Source organism: Bradyrhizobium sp. HKCCYLS3070 (assembly GCF_051167575.1).
Lineage (GTDB): Bacteria > Pseudomonadota > Alphaproteobacteria > Rhizobiales > Xanthobacteraceae > Bradyrhizobium.
This window is the reverse complement of record NZ_JBNPTI010000001.1, coordinates 814,619-836,294: the sequence shown is the minus strand read 5'-3', so window position 1 is coordinate 836,294 and position 21,676 is coordinate 814,619. Positions and strand designations below refer to the sequence as shown.

Genomic DNA, 21,676 nt, shown 5'->3' with positions numbered 1-21,676 from the left:
ATGTCTGCAGCCGGCTGCGGACGGCTCGCCCGAACCTCACAAATCGAATCAAACCAGACAGGAATAGGCTGATGCGCAGATTATCGGTCCTGAGCTTGATCGCCGCGATGGCGTGGCAGGCAGCACCGGCCCTTGCGGAGACGCTGACGGTGGCGCCGCGGCAGGTCGCCGACGAGAAGGCGGTGTTCGCGACGGTGGAGAGCATCAGCGTGGTCCCTGCCCGCGGCCGCATCGGCGGCACCATCGTGCAGCTTTCGGTGCGCGAAGGCGACCCAGTCAGGCGCGGCCAGCCCATCGCCTTGATCGGCGACGACAAACTGGCCCTGCAGATCAAATCGCTCGACGCCCAGATCGAAGCGCTGCAGGCGCAAGCGAACCAGGCGCAGATCGACTTCACCCGCACCGAGGGCCTCGTCGAGCGCGGCACCCTGCCCCGCATCAAGCTCGACGAGACGCGCACGGCGCTGAACGTCGCCGAGAACGGGCTGCGGGCTAAGACCGCCGAGCGTGCCGTGGTCAACCAGCAGATGACTGAGGGCCAGGTGCTGGCTCCCGATGACGGCCGCGTGTTGAAGAAGTTGGTTGCCGTCGGATCTGTGGTTCTGCCCGGAGATCCCGTGGTCACGGTGGCGCAGCAGAACTTCAAGCTGCGACTGCGCGTGCCCGAGCGCCACGCTCTCTTTCTCAAGGCCGGCGACAAGGTCCGGGTCGACGGTGCCGAGTTCGGCGACAGCGCCGACAAATGGGGGGTGATCGACCTGGTCTATCCGCAGATCGAGGAAGGCCGTGTCGTGGCCGACGCGATCGTCTCCGGTCTCGGCCAGTATTTCGTCGGCGACCGGCTCCGGGTCTGGATCTCCGGCGGCCAACGCGATGCCTACGTGATCCCGCAGCGCTACGTCACAACGCGGTTCGGCATCGATTATGTCCAGTTGCAGCAAGGGACGCAGAAGGTGAGCGTTCCGGTGCAGCGCGGCCGCGCTCTGCCGAGCACCGATCTCCCCGATGGACTCGAAATCCTGTCCGGCCTGCGCGCCGGCGACCAGTTGGTGCAGCCGTGAAACTCGGACTCTCAGGCAAGCTTACCCAGGCGACCATCGCCTCGCCGCTGACGCCGCTGTTCCTGCTCGCGGCGCTCGTGGTCGGCCTCATCGCCGTCGTCGTGATCCCGCGCGAGGAAGAGCCGCAGATCAGCGTGCCGATGGTCGACATCCGCGTCAACGCCGACGGCCTGCGTGCGCCTGACGGCGTCGAGCTCGTGACCAAGCCGCTGGAGACCATCGTCAAGGCGATCGATGGCGTCGAACACGTCTACAGCCAGACCGAGGACGACCGTGTCATGGTCACCGCGCGGTTCCTGGTGGGGACCAAGTTCGAGGACGCGATCCTGCGCGTCCACGAGAAGCTACGCGCCAACCTCGACCGCATCCCCGTCGGCATTCCCGAGCCGCTGATCGTCGGCCGCGGCATCAACGACGTCGCCGTCACCGTGCTGACGCTGTCGCCGAGGCCGGAGGCCGCCGGGCGCTGGTCGGACAAGGACCTCTACGAGCTCGCCGACAAGCTGCGTGCGGAGCTGACCAAGGTCGACAATATCGGCCTGACCTATATCTCCGGCGGCGGCGCCCAGCAGATCCGGGTCGAGCCCGATCCGGAAAAGCTGTCGCTGTTCGGCGTCACCCTGCAGCAGCTCGTCGCCAAGGTGAAGGACGCGAACCGCTCGTTCCTGGCCGGAGACGTTCGCGACGGCGGTATCGTGCGCAACGTCGCCGCGGGCCAGACGCTCACGGGCATCCCGGACATCGGCCTGCTGCTGATCTCGACGCGCGACGGCCGTCCCGTCTATGTGCGCGACGTCGCCACCGTCGTCATCGGGCCCAACCTCGCAGAGCATCGCGTCTGGGACGACGCCCGCACCGACAAGGGCGACTGGCACCGGGTGCCGGCGGTGAGTCTTGCGCTCGCCAAGCGCGCCGGCGCCAATGCCGTGGTGGTGTCTCACGACATCGCGCAGCGCCTCGAAGGGCTGAAGGCCAGTCTCATTCCGAGCGACGTCGCAGTCACGGTGACGCGCGACTACGGCGAGACCGCCAACGAGAAGGCCAACGAGCTGCTGTTCCATCTCGGCCTCGCCACGATCTCGATCGTCGTGCTGATTGCTGTCGCCATTGGCTGGCGCGAAGCCCTCGTCACCTTCGTGGTGATTCCGACCACGATCCTGCTGACGATGTTCGCCGCCAATCTGATGGGCTACACGATCAACCGGGTCAGCTTGTTTGCCCTGATCTTCTCGATCGGCATCCTGGTCGACGACGCCATCGTCGTGGTCGAGAATATCGCGCGCCATTGGGGCATGCATGACGGCCGGCCGCGCCTGCAGGCCACCATCGAGGCGGTCGCCGAAGTCGGCAACCCCACCGTTGTCGCGACCTTGACCGTGGTCGCCGCCCTGCTGCCGATGCTGTTCGTGTCGGGACTGATGGGCCCCTACATGGCGCCGATCCCGGCCAACGCCTCGGCGGCGATGCTGTTCTCGTTTTTCGTCGCCATGGTGGTGGCGCCGTGGCTGATGCTGCGGCTGGCGCCGAGGTCCACCAGCGCCTCGGCGGACTCTCATGACGCGCATGGCGAAGGCCGTCTCGGACGCATCTACCGCAGCGTCGCGCGCCCGATCGTCGCCAGCAAGCGCTCCGCCTGGATCTTCCTGCTCGGCGTCGGCATCGCCACCTTGCTGTCGATGACGCTGTTCGCCACCAAGTCCGTCACCGTCAAGCTGCTGCCGTTCGACAACAAGTCGGAGATCGCGGTGATGGTCGATCTGCCCGAAGGCGCGAGCCTGGAGGATACCGAGCGCACGCTGTTCGCGGCCGCCGACATTGCGCATGGGCTGCCGGAGATCACGACCGTGCAGAGCTATGCCGGCACGGCGGCCCCGTTCAACTTCAACGGTCTCGTGAGGCACTACTATCTGCGGGAGCGGCCCGAGCTCGGCGAGCTCCAGGTCAATCTCGCCGCGCGCGGCGACCGCAAGCGCGCGAGCCACGACATCGCGCTCGAGCTGCGCCAGCGGCTGAAGAGCATCCCTGTGCCGGCCGGCACCAGCATCAAGGTGGTCGAAGTGCCGCCCGGGCCTCCGGTGCTCGCCACCCTGCTGGCGGAGATCTACGGTCCGGACGCGGCGACCCGGCGCGCCGTCACCACCGAACTCAAGAAGGTCTTCGCCGACGTTCCCTTCATCGTCGACATCGACGATTCCATCGGTCAGCGACGGCCGCGTCTGCGACTGTCGATCGACCAGGACAGTCTCGAGTTCTTCGGTGTCGAGCAGCGCGACGTCTACGACACGATCCAGACGCTGTTCGGCGGCGTCTCGGTCGGCTACTCGCATCGCGGCGAAGACCGCAATCCGATCGAGATCGCCGTGCGTCTGCCGAAGCACGACAAGAGCTGGAGCCAGGCCCTGGCCTCGACGCCGGTGCCCGCCAACACGGTGCCCGGCAGCAAGACCGTCGTCGAACTCGGCCAAGTCGTGAAGGCCACCATGGAAGAGGGGTCGCCGATGATCTTCCGCCGCGACGGCCGCTTTGCCGACATGGTGATGGCAGAACTCGCCGGCCGCTTCGAGGCCCCGCTCTACGGCATGCTCGCGGTCGCCGACCGGATCGACGCCCATGACTGGGGCAAGCTGCCGAAGCCCGTGATCGGCTTCCACGGCCAGCCCAAGGACGAGTCCCGTCCGACGCTGCTGTGGGATGGCGAATGGGAGATCACCTACGTGACCTTCCGCGACATGGGCGCCGCATTCGGCGCGGCCATCCTCGGCATCTACGTTCTGGTCGTGGCGCAGTTCAAGAGCTTCCGGCTGCCGCTGGTGATCCTGACGCCGATCCCGCTGACCCTGATCGGCATCCTGCTCGGCCACTGGTTGCTGGGCGCGCCGTTCACGGCGACGTCGATGATCGGCTTCATTGCTCTGGCCGGCATCATCGTCCGCAACTCGATACTGCTGGTCGACTTCATCCGGCACAGTGGCGGCGAGGGCAAGACCCTGCGCGACGTCGTGTTGGAGGCCGGCGCCGTGCGCTTCAAGCCGATCCTGCTGACGGCGCTCGCGGCGATGATCGGTGCTGCGACGATCCTGCTCGACCCGATCTTCCAGGGGCTGGCGATCTCGCTGCTGTTCGGCCTGGCCTCCTCCACCCTGCTCACCGTACTCGTGATCCCCGCGATCTACATCGCACTGCGCGAGCCCGGCAAACCCACCACGAAGATGTCGTAGGAGCTATCATGACCAAGCTGTACAGCGAGATCTGCAAGGACATCTCGGGTAACCTGAAGACGCTGCGCAAGGACATTCCGGACGTCATGCAGGGCTTCTCTGCACTGGCGAGGGCCGCCGCCGCTGATGGCGCGCTCGACAAGAAGACCAAGGAGCTGATCGCGCTGGCGATCGGGGTTGCCGTTCGGTGCGACGGCTGCATCGGCTTTCACGCGGAGGCGCTCGTCCGTCTCGGTGCAAGCCGGCAGGAGGTCGAGGAGACGCTCGGCATGGCGATCTACATGGGCGGCGGACCGTCGTTGATGTATGCCGCCGATGCGATTGCGGCGTTCGAGCAATTCCAGCAACAGGCAGCCGCCGCCTGAGCGCGGGTTCAGCCGCAGATATCGAGAATGGCCAGCATGTAGATGCGGATCATGTCGAGATAGTCGGGAATGTCGACGCGCTCGTCCGGCATCGTGTTGTAGCGGCCGCCCGGTCCGCAGACGATGCCCTCCATGCCGCCATAGGTATAAAGATGGCCGGCATCGGTGCCATAGAAGCAGCTCGGCGTCACCGGGCCTGTCGGCTGGGCGGCGCCGCGCACGACACGATAGGCATTGTTGACGGCACGGACGATCGGGCTGTCCGGCGCGACCTCGAACGGCGGCATGGTCGGCACGCCGGCGCGGTCCTCCGACATCAGATGGGCCTTCAGGCCGGGAAAACGCCCCTCCAGCGCATCGAGCTCGCGCCGCATGTCCGCGAGCGCGCCCTGCTCGGTCTGCCCAGGAGCGTAACGACCGGAGCCCTTGATGCGGACGAAATCCGCGACCTGCGGCGTTCGCCATTCGTGCAACTCACGACCGAGCGCGCCGTGCACGACGCCGACATGAACGCGGTTGATGGCCTCATGTGCCGGCGAACGCGCGCCGGAGAACCGCATCGCATTGAGGCGCGGAATGAGATCGCAGGCGGCGGTGATGGCGTCCACCGCCTCCTCGCGCTTCGACAGATGCCGCGTGTTGCCGACGAGCTCGATGATGAACATGAATGCCGCGGCATGCATCGTCATCGCCTTGAGGTCGGTTGGCTCGGAATTGATGAAATAGTCCGCGCGCAGCCCCTGCTCCAGCAACGAATAGGTGCCGACTCCGCCTTGCAGCTCGCCGACCACATAGGTCAGAACGACATCACCCCTCAGCCTGACGCCGGCCTCGATCAGCGTCTTGACCGCGCAGAAATAGGCGGCGTCGCCGGCCTTCATGTTTGACACGCCGATTCCGTAGACGAAGTCGTCGTCCACCTTCCCCGCCCAGGGATCGAGGGTCCAGCCCTCGGTCACCGGATTTGTATCGACATGGCCGTTGAAGAGCAGGCTCTTGCCGCCGCCGGTGCCGTGCCAGCGGCCGACCGCGTTGACACGGCCCTCGGCCCCGAACGGGGCGACGGCGGCATCCAGGCCGATCGCGCTCATCTGTTCAGCCATGAAGGTCGCGAGCTGCTTCTCGCCCTCGGTCTTCGAATAGCTCTTGTGCTGAACCATGCGCGACAGCAGCGCGAGCGAAGCTGGAATGTCGATGCGGGCGAGCAGGTCGTTGCGATCCATGGGGGCAATCCTTGCGGTCAGCCAACGGGCGCTGGCGAGGCCGCCATCAGCTCGCGGGTGTAAGGGTGAACGTCGTCTGCGCCGAAGGCATCGACGGCACGGCTGTCGACCAGCCGGCCGTGGCGCATCACGACGATGCGGTGCGCGATCTGCCTGATCAGGTTGAGATCGTGGGTGATGAAGAGATAGGCCGCACCCGTCTCGGCGCGCAAAGCCAGCAGCAGCTCGATGATCTGGGCCTGGACCGAGACGTCGAGCGGCGCCGTGATCTCGTCGCAGATCACCAGGCGCGGCCGCGCCGCAAAAGCACGCGCGATCGCGACGCGCTGCTTCTCGCCACCCGAGAGCTGGTGCGGCCAGCGCATGGCATACGACGCCGGCAGCCGGACCTGTTCGAGCAGGCGCGGCACGGCGGCGACGTCGCCGCCATAGAGCTTCAAGGGGCGCGACAGGATCTCACCGATCCGGTGGCGCGGATTGAGCGAGGAATCCGGGTGCTGGAACACGATCTGGACATCGCGCCGATAGGCACGGTTCATGTCACCGGCCCTGCGCAACGTTCGGCCGTCGAAGCTGATCGTGCCGTCGAAGCGGGCAAGCCCGGTGAGGGCGCGAGCGACGGATGACTTCCCCGAGCCGGATTCACCGACGAGGCCGACGATTTCGCCGGCACGGACGCGGACATCGACGGCCCTGGTCGCCGGTGGCGGAGCCGCACGGAACAGCCCGCCCCTGCCGTAATGGACTTCGATGCCGCGTGCGTCCAGCACCAGGGCCGCGCCCGGCTGATCGTTCACGAGCCGCCGCTCCGGACGCGGCACGGCGGCGATGAGAGCCTTGGTGTAGGCGTGCTGCGGCGTCCTGAAGATGTCAGACGCGGGCACCTGCTCGACGATGCGGCCGTGCCGGATCACCGCGACACGATCGGCGACCCGGGTCATCATCGCGAGATCGTGCGAGATGTAGAGCGCAGCGACGCCCGTCTCCGCACGCAACCGCGCAAACAGCTCGATGATGCGGGCACCGGTGATGACGTCGAGCGCCGTCGTAGGCTCATCGAACAGGATGACATCGGGCCGGCACCCGAAGGCCGTCGCGATGACTACCCGCTGCTTCTCGCCGCCGGAGATCTCGTGCGGATAGCGCCGCAGCACCGCCACGGGGTCGCGCAGCTCGACATGGCCGAGCAATTCGATCGCGAGGTTCCTGGCGGCCCGCGCATTCAGATCGCGATGACGCATCAGCGCCTCGGTGATCTGGCGGCCGATGGTCAATGTCGGATTGAGCGCGGTCGACGGATCCTGGAACACCATGCCGATGCGGCGGCCACGGACCGCGGTCAGTCGCTTCAGGCTGAGGGACCGCAGGTCGAGGTCACCCAGACACAGGGAGCCCGAGACCTCGCGGGCATTGGCCGGCAGATGCCGCATCAACGCCCAAGCCAGCGAGCTCTTACCGGAGCCGGATTCGCCGACGAGGCCGAGCACCTCGCCGGGCGCGATCTCGAGCGACACGTCACGCAGCACCTCCACAGCGCCCGCCGGGGTGACGTAATCCAGTCCGTAAGCAGTGATGGCGAGCGCCGGCTTCATCGATCGTCCCGCGGATTCAGCGCGTCGCGCAGGGCATCGCCGACGAGATTGAAGGCGATCGCCGACAGCGCGATCGCGGCCGAGGGCGCGATCAGGATCCATGGCGCCCGGTGCATGTATTGGCGCGCATCGGCCACCATCAGGCCCCATTCCGATGCCGGCGGCTGTGCACCCAGGCCGAGGAAGCTGAGCGTCGCGAACAGCATCACCGCAAATGACACCCGGATGGTGGCCTCGATGATGATTGGGCCCATCACGTTCGGAAGCATCTCGCGGAAAATGATCTGCGATGCCGCTTCGCCGCGCGCGATGGCGGCCTTGACGTAGTCCTGACTGCGCACAGCAAGCGCCACGGAGCGCGTGACCCGCGCCATGCCCGGCGCAAACGCAAAGGCAATCGCGATCACCGCGTTGACTGCCCCATTGCCGAGCGTGCTGACCAGCAGCAGCGCCATGAGGAGGCCAGGAACGGCCATCACAGCATCGTTGGTGCGCATGATGAATTCGTCGGCCTTGCCGCCGAGATAGGCCGATGCGACGCCGACCACGGCGCCCATCGCGCTGCCGGCGAGCGTCGCCGCGAGCGCCATCGGAACGGTGGCGCGCGCGCCGGACAGCAGCCGGCTCAGCACGTCGCGGCCGAACTGATCGGCGCCCAGCCAGTTCTGCCATCCCGGCGGGCGGAAACGGCCGAGAAAATCCATCTTCTCCGCCCCATAGGGCGCGAGCCACGGGCCGAGGATGCAGACGATGGCGAGGGCAACGAGCAGCATCACGCTGATCGCCCCCTGCGGCTTGCGGATCATCCTGCCGAGCAGCTCAGTCATAGCTGATCCGCCTGTCGAGCAGCGCGTAGACGACATCCGCCAGCGTGTTGGTGATCGCATAGGTGACCGCCATGATCATCGCGCCGGCCTGGATCGACGGCAGATCGCGGGTGGTGATGGCGATCATCAATGCCCGGCCGATGCCGGGAATGGCGAAAATCTCCTCGATGACGATGATGCCGCCCAGGAGATAGCCGACGTCGAGCGCGACGATGGTGATGACCGGCAGCAGCGCGTTGCGCATCACGTGCCGCACCAGCACCGTCCGCTCGGGCAGGCCTTTCAGCCGCGCCGCGCGGACGTAGTCGGACTGCAGCACGTCCAGCGTCTCCGAACGCATCATGCGCATCACATGCGCGACGAGAATGACCGAGACGGTCAGGACCGGAAGGATCAGATGGCGCAGCGCCGGCCCGGCATCCTCCAGCGGCGACACGTAGCCGGTCGCCGGCAGCCATGGCAGAATGTCGGTCAGCAGCAGCGCGAGCACGGTTGCGGTGACGAACTCCGGCAGGGAGACCCCGAGATAGGCGACCACGCTGGTGGCCGTATCCGCCGGCCGCCCCTTGCGGAGCGCCGCGAAGATTCCGAGCGGGACCGCGATCAGGAGGGTGACGACGAGTGCGCCCGCTGCCAGCAGCAGCGAGCGCGACAGCGCCGTCAGCATCTCCGGCGCAACCGGCAGGCCGGTGCGCATGGAGACACCGAAATTGCCGATGGCCGCGTGCGCGACCCAATGCGAGAATTGCAGCCAGACCGGGTCGTCGAGCCCGAGCCGGCTGCGAATTGCGGCCAGCGCCTCCGGCGAAGCGTTCTCGCCAAGCAGCGTCTGCGCGGCATCAGCCGGCAGCGCCTGTGTGATGGCAAACACCAGCACACTGACGACGACGACCGTATAGACCATCAGGAGCAGCCGCCGCAGCAGCCAGGCGAATGACACCGCTCGGATCCCGTCTCAGCTGCGCCTGGGCGCGCCTGCGCCGAGCGAGACGAGATCGAGCCGGAACACCGATCCGCGCGGATGCAGCTGGTATCCTTCCACATAGGCGCGCTGCGCCGCCAGGATGTCGAAGAAGACCGGAATGACCGACGGCACCTCCTCGCTCATCATCGTCTGGGCCCGCGCATAGAGCGCGGCGCGATTGGCATCGTCGGTCTCGCTACGCGCCGCATTGACGATCTCGTCGAAGCGCGCATTGTTCCAGCGTGTCTCGTTCCAGGCGGCATCCGAGGTGTAGAGCAGCTTGAAGATCGCGTCGGCGGTCGATTGCATGTTGTAGAATCCGACGTAGAAATTGCCCTTCTTCCAGACCTGGTCGAGATAGGTCGCGTGCGGCATCGTCTGAACGTTGATGCGGAAGCCGGCCGGTGCCGCCATCTCACGGATCGCAACGCCAAGCTGCGTGCGCGTGTCCGGTTTGTCGGATGCCACCATCGTCAGGTCGATGCCGGAGGGATAGCCGGCATCGGCGAGCAATTGCCTGGCTTTCGCGATGTCGGGCTTCTTCAGCTTGCTGTCCTGATAGAACCGGTAGGCGGGGCTCAGCGGCGTGTCGTTGCCGGGCGTGCCGTAGCCGCCGGCCACGAAGCCGGCCATGGCCTCGCGATCGATGGTCAGCGCCAGCGCCTGGCGCACGCGAACGTCGTTGAACGGCTTCTGATCGCAGCCCATGTTGACGTTCAGAAACTGCCCCGAGGGGACCCGCACCGCCTTGACGCCGCTGGCCTTGCCGAGCCGCTCATATTCGCCGGGCGTGGTCGACAACATGAGATCGATGTCGCCCGAAATCAGAGCCGATGCTTCGGCGGTGCGGTCGGGATAGACGAGAATCTCGACGCGATCGAGCAAAGGCCGCGCCGGATCGTAATACGCCGGGTTGCGCTCGACGACGATCTTGCGGTCCGGCTCATAGGACACGAGCTTGAACGGCCCTGAACCATTCGCCTTTGTGGCGAGGCTGGCGAGATCGGCAGCAACGACTTTCGCAGGCACGATGCGCGCATTGTTGTAGGCGAGCGCGACCGGAAAATCGGCAAAGGCAACCGACAACGTGAACCGCACGGTCGACGCATCGACGGCAGCGACATCCTTGATCGGGCCGACATTGGTGCGCGCCGGTGATGCGGTCTTCGGATCGAGGATCGCCTTGAAGGTCGCGACGACATCCTCCGCCGTCAGCGGCGAGCCGTCGTGGAAACTGAGATTGGGCCGCAGCCTGAACGTCCACTCGGTGAGCCCCGCGCCGGCCTGCCACGACAAGGCGAGGTCCGGCTCGACCGACATGTCCGGCTTCAACCGGGTCAAGTTGGAATAGAGCAGCTCGGTGATGAGGTATTCCGGATTGACACGCGCGAGCAGCGGATGAATGACCGCCGCGCCCTGGTCGACCGAGATCCGCAACACGCCGCCGTGCTTCGGCACCTCGGCAGAGAGAGAGACTTGCGGCAGAGCACCAAGCACGAGCGCGGAGCCGGCAAGGAAATGACGACGGGTCACGGACGGCATCAGGCGAAGTCCTTTTCAGGCGTGATGGCTTCGGGACAGAGTTCGGGACGGAACTCGGCTGCAAGATAGGCGAGCACCGATTTCGCCAATGCGACGATGTCGGCGAGCGTCGTGGATTCGCCCGGCGCATGAATGCGGCTATCGGGCCTGCCGAGGCCCGTGAGCAGCACCTCCTGCACGCCCGTGGCCTGCTGCACCCAGCCGAAATCGGAGCAGCCGGCCGCCCCCCAGCGAGCGAAGTCTTCCGCGGCATAGCCGAAGCCGGCCGACAGCGCCTGCTGCCAGCGCGACCAATGCGGCCCGCCGGGATCGGATGTCGGCATCAGATGGCCGGTGAGGATGATCTCGACGTCGAGGGTGCCGGCCGCCTGCCGGACGGCCGTTTCGATCTCGCGGCGTGCAGCGGCGAAGTCCTCCTCGGGCGTGTATCGGCGGCACAGGAGAATCTCGACCAGCGAGGGGATCTGTCCGCCGCATTGGCCGCCATGAATGGCTGAGATGTCGAGGCTCGCGGCGAGCGGTCCAGCCGCCTGCGGCGGTGGCGGCAACGCCGACGTCCGCTGCGCGATGACCGGCTCGAGGGCCGCGAGCGCATTGAGGATCGGCAGCGCCGCCTCGATCGCGTTGGCGCCGGCGCGGCGCTGCTCGCCGGCATGCGCTGCCTTGCCGTGAACCCGCACCGTGAGCGTGAACAGGCCGAAGCAGCCGGCCCAGATCCGCGGCATGGCACTGCCGTTGAAATTCAGAATATGCCCTTCGAGACGGCCCTGCTCGGCAAGGTAACGCACGCCGGGATAAAGCCCTGCCTCCTCGTCCGTGCACAGCAGCAACATCGGATCATAGGCCAGCGGCAATCCAGTCTGCTGCGCGCCGCGGAGTGCGAGCAGCGCCGCCGCAATCGATCCCTTCATGTCGGCCGCGCCGAGTCCGATCAGACGGTCACCGTCGCGGCTCAGCTGCAGCGGATCGGTGGCCCAGCCGGGCGCCGCCGGTACCGTGTCCACATGGAAATAGAGCCCGAGCACCGGTCTGCCGGCGCGGCGCCGTGCGATCAGATTCGTCCGCGATCCGCGCGCCCCCGGTGCGCGCCATAGGTCCTCCGGAACGATCACGCGCTCGCTATCCAGTGCCAGCGGGGCAGCGAGCTGCTCCATCACGTCGGCAAATGCATCGTAGCCGGCCCCCGGAGGAAAGCTGGTGTCGACCGCCACCATCTTCCGCAGGTCCTCGACCGCCGTCTCGGCCATGGCGTCGATCGCGGCAAAAGCGCTGGCCAGGCTGCGCGCGCCCCGGTCCGCTGGAATGCCCTCAGAAATCATTTGCCGCCAGCTCTATCCTATATTCTATATAGAAATAGAATTCACGACGCGGCGTTTGTCAATTCCATGAAAAAGGCAGCTGTGGCCAGCAAAGCGGCAGACGGGGTGGGGGCGGGTCCGGGCGCGCTGCCGGTGCCGCTCTACGAGCATGTCAAGCGCCAGATCGCCGAGGCGATCCTGATCGGCGACATGCCGCCCGGCACAGTGCTGCCCGGCGAGGTCGCGCTCGCCAATCAATATGGCGTCGCCGTCGGCACCATCCGCCGCGCGCTGGCCGATCTCACCGCGGGCGGCATGCTGATGCGCCGGCGCAAGACCGGCACGGTGGTGACGGGCCGCGCGTCGCAGCATGGGCTCAGCTTCTTCTTCCAGTACTTCCGCCTGCTCGCCGCGGACGGCAGCCTGCTGCACTCGGAGGCCGAGGTGCTGTCGGTGACGACACGCGCCGCCGAGTCACGCGAAGCCGCGCTGTTCGCGATGGCCGAGGGCGGGCCGCTGCTGCATCTTCATCGCATCCGCCGCGTCGCTGGCGCGCCGGTGCTGCATTCGCGGATCTCGATGGTCGCGAGCCGCGTGGCGGGATTTCCGGCCGAGCCGAAGAAGGTCCCTGCCCTGATCTACCGGCATCTGCTCGAGGCCTATGGCATCCGGATCGCCGCGGTGCGCGAGAAGGTGACGGCGGAGGTCGCCACCAAGGAGGACCGCAAGCTGCTCGGCCTGCCCGCTCCGAGCGCCGTGCTGGTGATCGACGAGGAGGCCTACGACCAGACCGGCGCGCTGGCGATCCTCAGCCAGCACCGCGCCACGACGGCGCAACACTACTACTCGAACGAGATCCGCTGAGCACGTATCGCTTCAGCAGCCCCAGCGCAGCGCCGCGGTGTGCACCGGCGCGTCCCACAGTCCCAGCGATGCATCATCGAGCGCGGTCACGGTGAGCGAGCAGCCGGCCATGTCGAGCGAGGTGACGTAGGAGCCGACCAGCCCGCGCGCGATGGCGAGCCCGCGCCCTTCCAGGATGCGCCGCGCCGCATTGGCCATCACGTACAACTCCATCGCTGGCGTAGCCCCGAAGCCGTTGACCAGCAGCAGGCACGGAGTCCCGGGCTTCGCTGCAAGATCGGCCAGGATCGCGCCCATCATCTCCTCGGCGATGGCGTCCGCGGACGCCAGCTTGACCCGGCGCCTGCCGGGCTCGCCATGGATGCCGACCCCCATCTCCATCTCGTCCTCGCCGAGCGTGAAGGTCGGCTTGCCCGCGGCCGGCACCGTGCATGAGGTCAGCGCCACGCCCATCGAGCGGGTGCGCCTGTTGACGTCGTCACCAAGCGCCTTCAGCGCGTCGAGATCGCGGCCCTGCTCGGCCGCAGCACCCAGCATCTTCTCCACGATCAGCGTGCCGGCAACGCCGCGGCGGCCGGTCGAATAGGTCGAGGTCTCGACCGCGACGTCGTCGTCGGTAATGACGGTCGCGACCTTGCCCTCCATCATCTCCGCGGCCATCGCGAAATTCATCACGTCGCCTTCGTAGTTCTTGACGATGAACAGCGCGCCCGCGCCGGTGTCCACGGCCTGCGCGGCCGCGAGCATCTGGTCAGGCGTCGGCGAGGTGAAAACCTGGCCCGGACAGGCGGCATCGAGCATGCCCGGCCCGACGAAGCCGGCGTGGAGCGGCTCATGGCCGGAGCCGCCGCCGGAGATCAGCGCGACCTTGCCCGGTTTGAGGCTCTTGCGGCGAACGAACTTGTTGTCCTCGCCCAGCGTGACGATGTCGCCATGCACGGCGGCAAAACCCTGCAGGCTCTCGGTCAGCACGTCGGAAACGGCGTTGATCAGCTTCTTCATGGCTTCCCTCCCGGTTCGGCGTCGTCGTTGTTTTCGTTGGCTGAGATCAGCGCGGTGATGCCGCGCGCGACGCCGGTGATGATGCGGTCGGCATGGGCGTTGAGCGCGGGGTCGCCGAAGTCCGGCAGCTCGACCACGAGGCGCCGCATCGGCCGCTGCGCCTCGACCTCGTCCAGCCGGCCCGGATGGGCGGCGCGGTAGGCGGTCAGAAAAGCCTGCTGCTCATGCGGCGAGAAGTGACAGATGTGGAAGATGGTCTCGAGATGCTGCAGCGGGATCGGCGTCGCATAGGCCGGATTGACGATCTGCGAGATGAAGCTGCGATTCTTGCCGATCGCCTCCGCCAGCCGCTGCCGTGTACCGGAGGGACGGCTGTCGATCACCGCGCGCAGGATCGCCTTGTATTCGGCGAGCGGACTCGCGGCCCCCGATGCATCCTGGTCACTCATGCGCCCTCTTCCGCGGTCTTTTCCGTGCCCTTGGCGAGGTCAAGCTCGCGGATCGCCGCCTTCACCAGCGGCAGCAGGCCCGGCGCGACCGACAGCGCGCGCACACCGAGCTCAAGCAGCGCCGGCATGGCTCTGACATCACCGGCGGCGTCGCCGCAGATCGAGACTTCCACGCCCCGCGCGCGACCAGCGCGCACCACATGGGCAATCATCGCCAGCACCCCGGGATGCAGCACGTCAGCATAGTCGGCGACCTCGGCGCCGTCACGCGAAGCAGCGGTCGCGTATTGGGTCAGGTCATTGGTGCCGATCGAGAAGAAGTCCGCAGCGAAGTCATGCGCTGCCAACGCAGCAGCCGGCACCTCGACCATCATTCCGAAGGCCGGCGCGGCGAACGCGACGTTGCCGGCGGCCAAGTCGGCGAGCACGGCGCGGAGATGGCGACGCGCCACGTCCAGCTCCGCTGCATTGGTCACCATCGGCAGCATCACCTTGAGCGGTCCGAGCGCAGCGGCGCGAGCCAGCGCGCGCAGTTGAACGCGGAAGATCTCGGGGTGACGCAAGGACAGACGGAGGCCACGAAGGCCGAGAAACGGGTTGCTCTCGCCATCGATCGTGTAGCCCGGAATCGGCTTGTCGCCGCCGGCATCGAGCGTGCGGATCGTGACCGGCCGGCCTTCGGCCCAGCGCACGAGCTCGGCATAGGCGTGATATTGTGCCTCCTCGTCGTGAAGCAGGTTGCCGGTGAGAAACTCGGTGCGTGCCAGGCCGATGCCGTCGCAGGCTGCGGCCGGAAGCAGCGTCATGTCGGCAGGGCCGGAGATGTTGACGAGCACCGAGACGCGGGTGCCGTCGCGCGTCAGTGCCGGTTCGTGCTGGCGCGCGATCGCGTCCGCCTTGCGGCGCGAGGCGGTCGCATCCTCCGCCCGGGCGGCAGCGATACGCTGCGCACTGGGATCGGCAATGACGACACCGCGACCGCCATCGACCAGCAAATCCCCTGTCAGCTTGTCCCAATCGTGACCGAGCCCGACCACCATCGGCACGCCGCGGCTGCGCGCCAACATCGCGACATGGCTGGTCGGGCTGCCCTCGCCGAGCGCGATGCCCCCTCCATTCGTCCACTCGATGGCGAGGAAAGCCGATGGCGCCAGATCACGCGCAACGACGATCGCCCCCTTCGGCAACTTGCCGTTCTGCTGCAAGCCGAACAAGTGTCGCAGCACGCGATCCCGGATGTCGGCGAGGTCGCCGGCGCGGGCGCGGAAATATTCGTCCTCAGCGGACTCATACCCCGCCATCTCCTCCGCCATCGCCGCACGCCAAGCCGCATCCGCAGCGACGCCGCCCTCGATCTGGACGTAAGCCGCCTCGGTCAGCGCATCGTCTTCGAGCAGCGCGAGCTGAAAGCCGATCAGCTCGGCCGCGTCTCCTTCGAGCCTGTCGATCAGCTCGGCCACGGCCTCGCGCGCATGCGCGACCGCTACGGCGAGCGCTTCATGCTCCTCGGCGATCGCCCCTTTCGTCCGGCTGGCGCCCTCCAGCGCATGCAGGATCGCCGCGGGCCCGATGGCCATCCCGTCCGACGCCGCCCGCCCGAAGATACGCCGCTCCATCGTCACTCCTCGTCGAACTTGCGGTTCACCAGATCGACCAGCGCGGCGATGGCGGCCTCGGCATCGGTTCCATTGGCGCGCAGGAACAGCGTCTCGCCCTTGGCGGCCTTGACGCGCATGATCTTCACCGGGCTCTTGGCGTCGGTCCAGGGCCCGTCGGCCGCGATCGCGACTTCGATGCTCGACGCAAAGCGCTTGGCGAGCTGGGTCAGCTTGACCGAGGGCCGCGCATGCAGCCCGACCTCGTTGGTCAGCAGCGCGTGCGCCTTCGCTTCCTGCATGCCGATCTCTCCACCGTCAGCCATTGTCGTTCCCGCTCATCCGCCCATCAGCTCTTCGGCGGTCGCGCGCACCGCATCGAGCGGCGAGCCGCCGGAAGCTTCCGTCGCCGCCATCACGGCGCCCTCGACCAGCGGCGCGTTGCAGATCACGATGCGCTCGCGCCGCTCCTCCGGCATCATCTCCACCGCCATCTCGCTGTTGGTCTCGGCGCCGCCGAGATCGACCAGGATCGCAACGCCCGACTCCGACCATGCCTTGTCGATCGCGCCCATGATGGCGCCGACATCGGTGCCGAGCCCGCCATCGGCATTGCCGCCGACCGCCGCGAGCGGCACGCTGTCGCCGACCATCTGCCGGACCATGTCGGCCGCGCCTTCCGCCACCTTGGCGGAATGCGACACGATGACGATGCCGACATTCTTCTGCTCACTCATGTCCAGGCCTCATTGAATACGCCGCAGATCGCCTGCACCAGCAGGCTGGACGAGCGCGCGCCGGGATCCATGTGCCCGATCGAGCGCTCGCCGAGAAACGAAGCGCGGCCGCGGATCGCCAGCATCGGCACCGTCGCGTCGGCGGCTTCGGCAGCGATCGCGGGCAGCCGAGCGGCGAGATCGTCGCCACCGGCCGCAAAAGCGACCTGCACAGGGATCAAGACGTCGAGCATGGTCTTCTGACCTGCTTCCGACTTGCCACGCGCTTTGACGTCCGCGATGGCGCGACCGAGCGCCGCCGCCGCTTCGGCGGCAGAGGGCTCTGATGGCAGCGCCTTGCCAAGTCCCATCGCCAGCGTGCCATAGAGCGGACCGGACGCACCGCCGACCTTCATGACCAGCGCCATGCCGACCGCCTTCAGCGCCTCGGGAAGAGGCTTGGCGGAGATATTGTCCACTTCGGCGAGCACGGCCTCGAAGCCACGCTTCATGTTGAGGCCGTGATCGCCGTCGCCGATCGCCGAGTCGAGCGCGGTCAGTTCCTCGGCATGGGCGATGATGACATCGGCCATCGCCACGATCACCTTGCGCTTGAACGCCTGGTCCATTGTCTATCTCACCCGCTGGCCCGCCCGGTCGAACAGCAGCGGCCGGGTGAACTCGATAGCGACGGAGTCGCCGACTTTCAATTCCGTATCCGGCTCCACCAGGCTGACGATGGTCTGGTCCTGCAGCGTGATATGCAGATGATTCTGATCGCCGAGATGCTCGATCCATTTCACCCGTGCGTCGGCACGGCTCTCGGCGCGCCGGACCGTCATGTGCTCGGTGCGCGCGCCGATCGTCGCGACGTCGCCCGGCACCGCAAGATCCGGAAACAGCCCGCGCGGCAGCAGATTGATGCCGGGACTGCCGAGCCGGGTCGCCACATAGGTATTGGCCGGATCCTCATAGACCTCCCGCGGGCTGCCGACCTGCACCAGCCGGCCCTGCTCGATCACGCCGATGCGGTTGGCGAGCGTCATCGCCTCGATCTGGTCGTGGGTGACGTAGAGCATGGTGGCGCCGAGATCCTGCTGGATACGCTTGAGCTCGATGCGCAGCTCGGAACGCAGCTTGGCGTCGAGCGAGGACAGCGGCTCGTCTAGCAACGCGATCGCAGGTCTGCGCACCAGCGCGCGGCCAATCGCCACGCGCTGCATCTGGCCGCCGGAGAGCTGAGTAGCGCGGTTGCCGAGCTTGTCCTCGATCCGCAGCATCGCCGCGACGTCACCGACGATGCGCCTGATCTCAGCCTCCGCAATCTTGCGCACCGGCGAGCGCAGTGGAAAAGCCAGATTGTCGTACACCGACAGATGCGGATAGAGCGAATATTGCTGGAACACGAACGTGACGTCACGCGCGGCCGGCGTCGCCTTCGTCTGGTCGACACCGCCGATGGTGATGCTGCCGCGATCCGGCATCTCGAGGCCGGCCACGAGCCGCAATGTCGTGGTCTTGCCGGCACCGGTCGGCCCGAGCAGCACGACGAGCTCGCCATCGCGGATGGTCAGCGACAAATCCCGTACCGCCGGCTTGGAACCGAACGACTTGCTGACGGCGTTGAGCCGCGTCTCAGCCATGATGGCGCCCTCCTCTCACCGGCTGCTCATACAGCGCCGTGCGGACCGCGCGGCCCGTGGCGGCGTCGAACAGCGACAGCCGGTCGGCGCGGAAGCTGAGCCCGACCGGCTCCGCACGCTGCACCCGGACCGCCGCGGGCGCGCGCGCCTTGACGATGCCATGAGACGTCGTGACGGTGATGATCTGGGTGGTGCCGAGATATTCGGCGCCGAACACCTCGCCGCGCAGCACGCCTTCGGCGCTGAGCGCCACCTGCTCCGGCCGCACGCCGAGGATCAGCTCATCGCTCCCGGCATCCTCGCGCAGCTCGGGCACACCGATCTCGGCACCGTCGATCCGCACGCAGTTCGCGCCGGCGCCAAGCCTGCCCGCGAAGCGGATGAAGTTCATCGCCGGCGAGCCGATGAAGTCTGCGACGAACATGGTGGCGGGACGGTCGTAGATCTCCTGGGGCGTTCCGAGCTGCTCCACGACGCCGCGGTTCATCACCGCGATCGTGTCGGCCATCGACATCGCCTCGAGCTGGTCGTGAGTCACGAACACGGTGGTGGCCTTGAGCCGGTCGTGCAGGGCGCGCAGCTCGCCGCACATGATGTGACGGAACTCCGCATCGAGCGCGCCGAGCGGCTCATCCATCAAGAACGCTTTCGGCTCGCGGACGATGGCGCGGCCGAGCGCGACGCGCTGGCGATCGCCGCTCGACAACCCGCTCACCGGACGGTCGATCAGATGGTCGATGCGCAGGATGCGCGCGGCTTCCTCGACCCGCCGCCGGATCTCCCCCTTGGGCACCCCCATCGAGACCAGGGGAAAAGCGATGTTCCGGCGCACGTTCATGTGCGGGTAGAGCGCGAACAGCTGGAACACCATGGCGATGTCGCGCTCGCGTGCGCGGCGGAAGGTGACGTCCTCGCCGCCGAGCCTGATCGTCCCCGAGGTCGGCAGCTCCAGGCCTGCAATCATGCGCAGCGTCGTGGTCTTGCCGCAGCCGGACGGACCGAGCAGGCAGAAGAACTCGCCGTCGGCGATCGTAAAGCTTGTGCCGCGCACGGCGGCAAAGCCGCCGAACTCCTTGAACAGATTCTCGATCCGGATCTCGGCCATGGCGTCAGTCCGGAAACTTGGAGACGATGGTGAACATCACGACGCCGGCGAGCGTGGTGATGAAGGAATAGGTGTAGAGCACCAGTGCGAACGGCTGCAGCAGCATCAGCACGCCAGCCGCAATGAGGATCGTCGCCAGCGTCTCCATCGGGCCGCGCCGCAACGCCCGTGGCCAGCGCGAGTGCGCCGAATCGGCCGGCTGATCTTGTGCCATCTCGCTCATTTGCGCACCGCTCCGAAGGTGATGCCGCGCAACAGATGTTTTCGCAGCAGCACCGTGAACACGACGATCGGGATCAGGAACAGCGTGGTGCCCGCCGCGACCGCCGGCCAGTCCTGCCCCCCCTCGCCGATGATGATCGGGATGAAGGGCGGCGCGGTCTGCGCCGTGCCCGAGGTCAGAAGCACCGCGAAGGCATATTCGTTCCAGGCGAAGATCAGGCAGAAGATCGCGGTGGCGACGATGCCGGTGGTGGCCTGCGGCAACACGACCTTGAAGAAGGCTTGCAGGCGGGTGTAGCCGTCGACCATCGCCGCCTCCTCGTATTCGCGCGGGATCTCGTCCATGAATCCCTTGAGCAGCCAGACCGCGAGCGAGATGTTGACGGACGTATAGAGCAGGATCATGCCGAGCCGCGTGTCGGACAGGCCGAGCTCGCGATACATCAGGTAGATCGGGATCGCGACCGCGATCGGCGGCATCATCCGGGTCGACAGGATGAAGAACAGCAGATCATCCTTCAACGGCACCTTGAAGCGCGAGAACGCGTAGGCCGCCAGCGTGCCGAGCACGACCGACAGCGCCGTCGAGCCGAACGCGATCACCAGCGAATTCACGTAGCGTGGGATGTAGTTCGATGGACCCGCGACCACCATGTTGCGGCCGCGCGAGATGCGGTCGCACAGACTGGCAGCCGGCGGCAGCTTGGCCATGTACTCCGGCGCCTGCCGGGTCCGGGTCGTGAACAGGTTGCAATAGCCCTCCAGGCTCGGCTCGGCGACGAGCTTCGGCGGATAGGCGATCGCGTCCGACGGCGACTTGAATCCGGTCATGAAGATCCACAGCAGCGGCACCAGAGTGATCAGCGCATAGGCGATCACCACGGTTGCCGCGATCCGCTTGGTCAGCGGCGACGGATCGACGACGGAATGGGCGGTTGCGAGACCGGTCATCGGCTTTTCACCCGGTTGAGCGCCTTGACGTAGATGTTGGCGAGGCCGAACACGGTGACGAACAGGATGATGGCGAAGGCCGAGGAATAGCCGGTCCGCCACTTCTCGAACGCCTCCCGCTTCAGGGTGATCGAGGCGACCTCGGTCGTCGAGCCTGGACCGCCGCCGGTCAGGAGGTTGACCATGTCGAACATCTTGAAGTTCTCGATGCCGCGGAACAGCACCGCCAGCATGATGAACGGCAGCGCCATCGGCAAAGTGATCGACCAGAACTGCCGCCACGGCGAGGCGCGATCGACCTCGGCCGCCTCATAGATGTAGTCGGGAATCGAGCGGAGACCTGCAAGGCAGATCAGCATCACGTAAGGCGTCCACATCCAGGTGTCGACGATGACGATCGCCCAGGGCGCGAGCGGCACTTGCGCCAGCATCTGGAAAGACGATGCGGGCGCGCCCGTCGCGGCGGAGATGACGTAGTTGAAGAGCCCGATCTGCGGCTGGTAGAGGAACGTCCAGAAGTTGCCGACCACAGCCGGCGACAGCATCATCGGCAGCAGGATCAAGGTGGTCCACAGGCCGTGGCCGCGGAACTTCTTGTCGATCAGCCAGGCTAGCGTAAAGCCCAGCAGGGTCTGGATCAGGATGGTCCAGAACACGAAGCGCGCGGTCACCGTCATCGCCGCCCAGACGTCCGGATCGGTCAGGATCGACTGGTAGTTGGCGAGTCCGATATCGAGCACGGTGGCGTTCGGACGGTTCGCGCGATAATTGGTAAAGGACAGCCGGATGGTCCAGATCAACGGGAAAATGTTGATCGCGAGCAGCAGCAGCATGGTCGGCATGATGAATAGCCAGGCGATGGCGCGCTCGGACAGGCCGCGCACGCGCCCCGCCACGGCGGGCGGCGTCACCAGGGCGGCGCGGTCGACGAGGCTGCTCAGTCCGGTTTGGTCGGTCATGCGAGGGGCTGCTTCACTGGCGGCTTCGGGCTGGCGGTGAGACTGGCTGGTCCGCCCGGCAAGCCGAAGCTCGCCGGAGG

The 21,676-nt window shown here is 66.9% G+C and carries 21 protein-coding genes; 4 read left to right on the top strand and 17 right to left on the bottom strand.

The features are described from left to right. The first annotated feature begins 71 nt into the window (after nt 1-71). Genes ACQR03_RS03765 through ACQR03_RS03755 form a run of 3 tightly spaced genes read left to right on the top strand, consistent with a single transcriptional unit; the run spans nt 72 to nt 4,644 of the window. The gene (locus ACQR03_RS03765) at nt 72-1,061 is read left to right on the top strand and encodes an efflux RND transporter periplasmic adaptor subunit (protein WP_434840966.1); all 990 of its coding nucleotides are present in this window, start codon (nt 72-74) and stop codon (nt 1,059-1,061) included. Next, entirely contained in the window at nt 1,058-4,279 is a 3,222-nt protein-coding gene (locus ACQR03_RS03760; RefSeq protein WP_316170374.1) for an efflux RND transporter permease subunit, read from the top strand. The genes ACQR03_RS03765 and ACQR03_RS03760 overlap by 4 nt, the downstream gene beginning before the upstream one ends. 8 nt (nt 4,280-4,287) lie before the next feature. Continuing rightward, nucleotides 4,288-4,644 (top strand): carboxymuconolactone decarboxylase family protein, encoded by a 357-nt coding sequence (locus tag ACQR03_RS03755; protein ID WP_315712545.1) that lies wholly within the window; start codon nt 4,288-4,290, stop codon nt 4,642-4,644. A gap of 8 nt (nt 4,645-4,652) precedes the next feature. Here ACQR03_RS03755 and ACQR03_RS03750 read toward each other — a convergent pair whose 3' ends face one another. From ACQR03_RS03750 to ACQR03_RS03725, 6 genes are read right to left on the bottom strand one after another with little or no spacing between them, the layout of a single operon-like run. Continuing rightward, nucleotides 4,653-5,867, bottom strand: coding sequence for a M20 family metallopeptidase (locus ACQR03_RS03750; protein WP_315827452.1), 1,215 nt, complete (start codon nt 5,865-5,867; stop codon nt 4,653-4,655). 17 nt (nt 5,868-5,884) lie between these two features. After that, the gene (nikE, locus tag ACQR03_RS03745) at nt 5,885-7,459 is read right to left on the bottom strand and encodes an ABC transporter ATP-binding protein (protein ID WP_316170373.1); all 1,575 of its coding nucleotides are present in this window, start codon (nt 7,457-7,459) and stop codon (nt 5,885-5,887) included. Continuing rightward, a complete protein-coding gene (locus tag ACQR03_RS03740; RefSeq protein ID WP_316170372.1) occupies nt 7,456-8,286 on the bottom strand; it encodes an ABC transporter permease in 831 nt (276 codons plus the stop codon). Before ACQR03_RS03740 ends, nikE begins: the two co-directional genes overlap by 4 nt. Next, nucleotides 8,279-9,226, bottom strand: a complete 948-nt coding sequence (locus ACQR03_RS03735) for an ABC transporter permease (protein ID WP_316170371.1) — start codon at nt 9,224-9,226, stop codon at nt 8,279-8,281. The genes ACQR03_RS03740 and ACQR03_RS03735 overlap by 8 nt, the downstream gene beginning before the upstream one ends. A 15-nt stretch (nt 9,227-9,241) precedes the next feature. Next, nucleotides 9,242-10,792 (bottom strand): ABC transporter substrate-binding protein, encoded by a 1,551-nt coding sequence (locus ACQR03_RS03730; protein WP_316170370.1) that lies wholly within the window; start codon nt 10,790-10,792, stop codon nt 9,242-9,244. Beyond that, on the bottom strand, nt 10,792-12,111 hold the full coding sequence (locus ACQR03_RS03725; RefSeq protein ID WP_316170369.1) for a M20 family metallopeptidase: 1,320 nt from the start codon (nt 12,109-12,111) through the stop codon (nt 10,792-10,794). Before ACQR03_RS03725 ends, ACQR03_RS03730 begins: the two co-directional genes overlap by 1 nt. Before the next feature lie 66 nt (nt 12,112-12,177). On the opposite strand from ACQR03_RS03725, the gene ACQR03_RS03720 reads away from it, so the two are divergent. Next, entirely contained in the window at nt 12,178-12,954 is a 777-nt protein-coding gene (locus ACQR03_RS03720; RefSeq protein WP_316170368.1) for a GntR family transcriptional regulator, read from the top strand. Nucleotides 12,955-12,966: 12 nt separating this feature from the next. Here ACQR03_RS03720 and dhaK read toward each other — a convergent pair whose 3' ends face one another. The 11 genes from dhaK to ACQR03_RS03665 are packed head-to-tail and all read right to left on the bottom strand — an operon-like array spanning nt 12,967 to nt 21,596. Beyond that, nucleotides 12,967-13,956 (bottom strand): dihydroxyacetone kinase subunit DhaK, encoded by a 990-nt coding sequence (dhaK, locus tag ACQR03_RS03715; protein ID WP_315749856.1) that lies wholly within the window; start codon nt 13,954-13,956, stop codon nt 12,967-12,969. Beyond that, nucleotides 13,953-14,405 (bottom strand): hypothetical protein, encoded by a 453-nt coding sequence (locus ACQR03_RS03710; RefSeq protein WP_315712557.1) that lies wholly within the window; start codon nt 14,403-14,405, stop codon nt 13,953-13,955. The genes dhaK and ACQR03_RS03710 overlap by 4 nt, the downstream gene beginning before the upstream one ends. Then, nucleotides 14,402-16,021, bottom strand: a complete 1,620-nt coding sequence (gene ptsP / locus ACQR03_RS03705) for a phosphoenolpyruvate--protein phosphotransferase (RefSeq protein WP_315749855.1) — start codon at nt 16,019-16,021, stop codon at nt 14,402-14,404. Before ptsP ends, ACQR03_RS03710 begins: the two co-directional genes overlap by 4 nt. Before the next feature lie 2 nt (nt 16,022-16,023). Beyond that, complete coding sequence (locus tag ACQR03_RS03700; protein ID WP_315749853.1) at nt 16,024-16,326, bottom strand: HPr family phosphocarrier protein; 303 nt, start codon at nt 16,324-16,326, stop codon at nt 16,024-16,026. 12 nt (nt 16,327-16,338) lie between these two features. Beyond that, entirely contained in the window at nt 16,339-16,737 is a 399-nt protein-coding gene (dhaM, locus tag ACQR03_RS03695; RefSeq protein WP_284416623.1) for a dihydroxyacetone kinase phosphoryl donor subunit DhaM, read from the bottom strand. Beyond that, on the bottom strand, nt 16,734-17,345 hold the full coding sequence (gene dhaL, locus ACQR03_RS03690) for a dihydroxyacetone kinase subunit DhaL (RefSeq protein ID WP_315712561.1): 612 nt from the start codon (nt 17,343-17,345) through the stop codon (nt 16,734-16,736). The genes dhaM and dhaL overlap by 4 nt, the downstream gene beginning before the upstream one ends. 3 nt (nt 17,346-17,348) lie before the next feature. Next, complete coding sequence (locus tag ACQR03_RS03685) at nt 17,349-18,359, bottom strand: ABC transporter ATP-binding protein (RefSeq protein WP_315749851.1); 1,011 nt, start codon at nt 18,357-18,359, stop codon at nt 17,349-17,351. Continuing rightward, nucleotides 18,352-19,464: an ABC transporter ATP-binding protein gene (locus tag ACQR03_RS03680; protein WP_434840965.1), complete on the bottom strand. Its 1,113-nt coding sequence runs from the start codon at nt 19,462-19,464 to the stop codon at nt 18,352-18,354. The genes ACQR03_RS03685 and ACQR03_RS03680 overlap by 8 nt, the downstream gene beginning before the upstream one ends. Before the next feature lie 4 nt (nt 19,465-19,468). After that, complete coding sequence (locus tag ACQR03_RS03675; RefSeq protein ID WP_434840964.1) at nt 19,469-19,687, bottom strand: hypothetical protein; 219 nt, start codon at nt 19,685-19,687, stop codon at nt 19,469-19,471. Then, nucleotides 19,684-20,637, bottom strand: coding sequence for a carbohydrate ABC transporter permease (locus ACQR03_RS03670; RefSeq protein WP_315712568.1), 954 nt, complete (start codon nt 20,635-20,637; stop codon nt 19,684-19,686). The genes ACQR03_RS03675 and ACQR03_RS03670 overlap by 4 nt, the downstream gene beginning before the upstream one ends. Beyond that, complete coding sequence (locus ACQR03_RS03665; protein WP_315712570.1) at nt 20,634-21,596, bottom strand: carbohydrate ABC transporter permease; 963 nt, start codon at nt 21,594-21,596, stop codon at nt 20,634-20,636. The genes ACQR03_RS03670 and ACQR03_RS03665 overlap by 4 nt, the downstream gene beginning before the upstream one ends. Nucleotides 21,597-21,676: the final 80 nt, after the last annotated feature.

Coding starts and splice junctions, on each gene's coding strand:
- ACQR03_RS03765 (WP_434840966.1), top strand. CDS start 72: ATGCGCAGATTATCGGTCCTGAGCTTGATCGCCGCGATGGCGTGGCAG.
- ACQR03_RS03755 (WP_315712545.1), top strand. CDS start 4,288: ATGACCAAGCTGTACAGCGAGATCTGCAAGGACATCTCGGGTAACCTG.
- ACQR03_RS03750 (WP_315827452.1), bottom strand. CDS start 5,867: ATGGATCGCAACGACCTGCTCGCCCGCATCGACATTCCAGCTTCGCTC.
- nikE (WP_316170373.1), bottom strand. CDS start 7,459: ATGAAGCCGGCGCTCGCCATCACTGCTTACGGACTGGATTACGTCACC.
- ACQR03_RS03740 (WP_316170372.1), bottom strand. CDS start 8,286: ATGACTGAGCTGCTCGGCAGGATGATCCGCAAGCCGCAGGGGGCGATC.
- ACQR03_RS03730 (WP_316170370.1), bottom strand. CDS start 10,792: ATGCCGTCCGTGACCCGTCGTCATTTCCTTGCCGGCTCCGCGCTCGTG.
- ACQR03_RS03725 (WP_316170369.1), bottom strand. CDS start 12,111: ATGATTTCTGAGGGCATTCCAGCGGACCGGGGCGCGCGCAGCCTGGCC.
- ACQR03_RS03720 (WP_316170368.1), top strand. CDS start 12,178: ATGAAAAAGGCAGCTGTGGCCAGCAAAGCGGCAGACGGGGTGGGGGCG.
- dhaK (WP_315749856.1), bottom strand. CDS start 13,956: ATGAAGAAGCTGATCAACGCCGTTTCCGACGTGCTGACCGAGAGCCTG.
- ACQR03_RS03710 (WP_315712557.1), bottom strand. CDS start 14,405: ATGAGTGACCAGGATGCATCGGGGGCCGCGAGTCCGCTCGCCGAATAC.
- ptsP (WP_315749855.1), bottom strand. CDS start 16,021: ATGGAGCGGCGTATCTTCGGGCGGGCGGCGTCGGACGGGATGGCCATC.
- ACQR03_RS03700 (WP_315749853.1), bottom strand. CDS start 16,326: ATGGCTGACGGTGGAGAGATCGGCATGCAGGAAGCGAAGGCGCACGCG.
- dhaM (WP_284416623.1), bottom strand. CDS start 16,737: ATGAGTGAGCAGAAGAATGTCGGCATCGTCATCGTGTCGCATTCCGCC.
- dhaL (WP_315712561.1), bottom strand. CDS start 17,345: ATGGACCAGGCGTTCAAGCGCAAGGTGATCGTGGCGATGGCCGATGTC.
- ACQR03_RS03685 (WP_315749851.1), bottom strand. CDS start 18,359: ATGGCTGAGACGCGGCTCAACGCCGTCAGCAAGTCGTTCGGTTCCAAG.
- ACQR03_RS03680 (WP_434840965.1), bottom strand. CDS start 19,464: ATGGCCGAGATCCGGATCGAGAATCTGTTCAAGGAGTTCGGCGGCTTT.
- ACQR03_RS03675 (WP_434840964.1), bottom strand. CDS start 19,687: ATGAGCGAGATGGCACAAGATCAGCCGGCCGATTCGGCGCACTCGCGC.
- ACQR03_RS03670 (WP_315712568.1), bottom strand. CDS start 20,637: ATGACCGGTCTCGCAACCGCCCATTCCGTCGTCGATCCGTCGCCGCTG.
- ACQR03_RS03665 (WP_315712570.1), bottom strand. CDS start 21,596: ATGACCGACCAAACCGGACTGAGCAGCCTCGTCGACCGCGCCGCCCTG.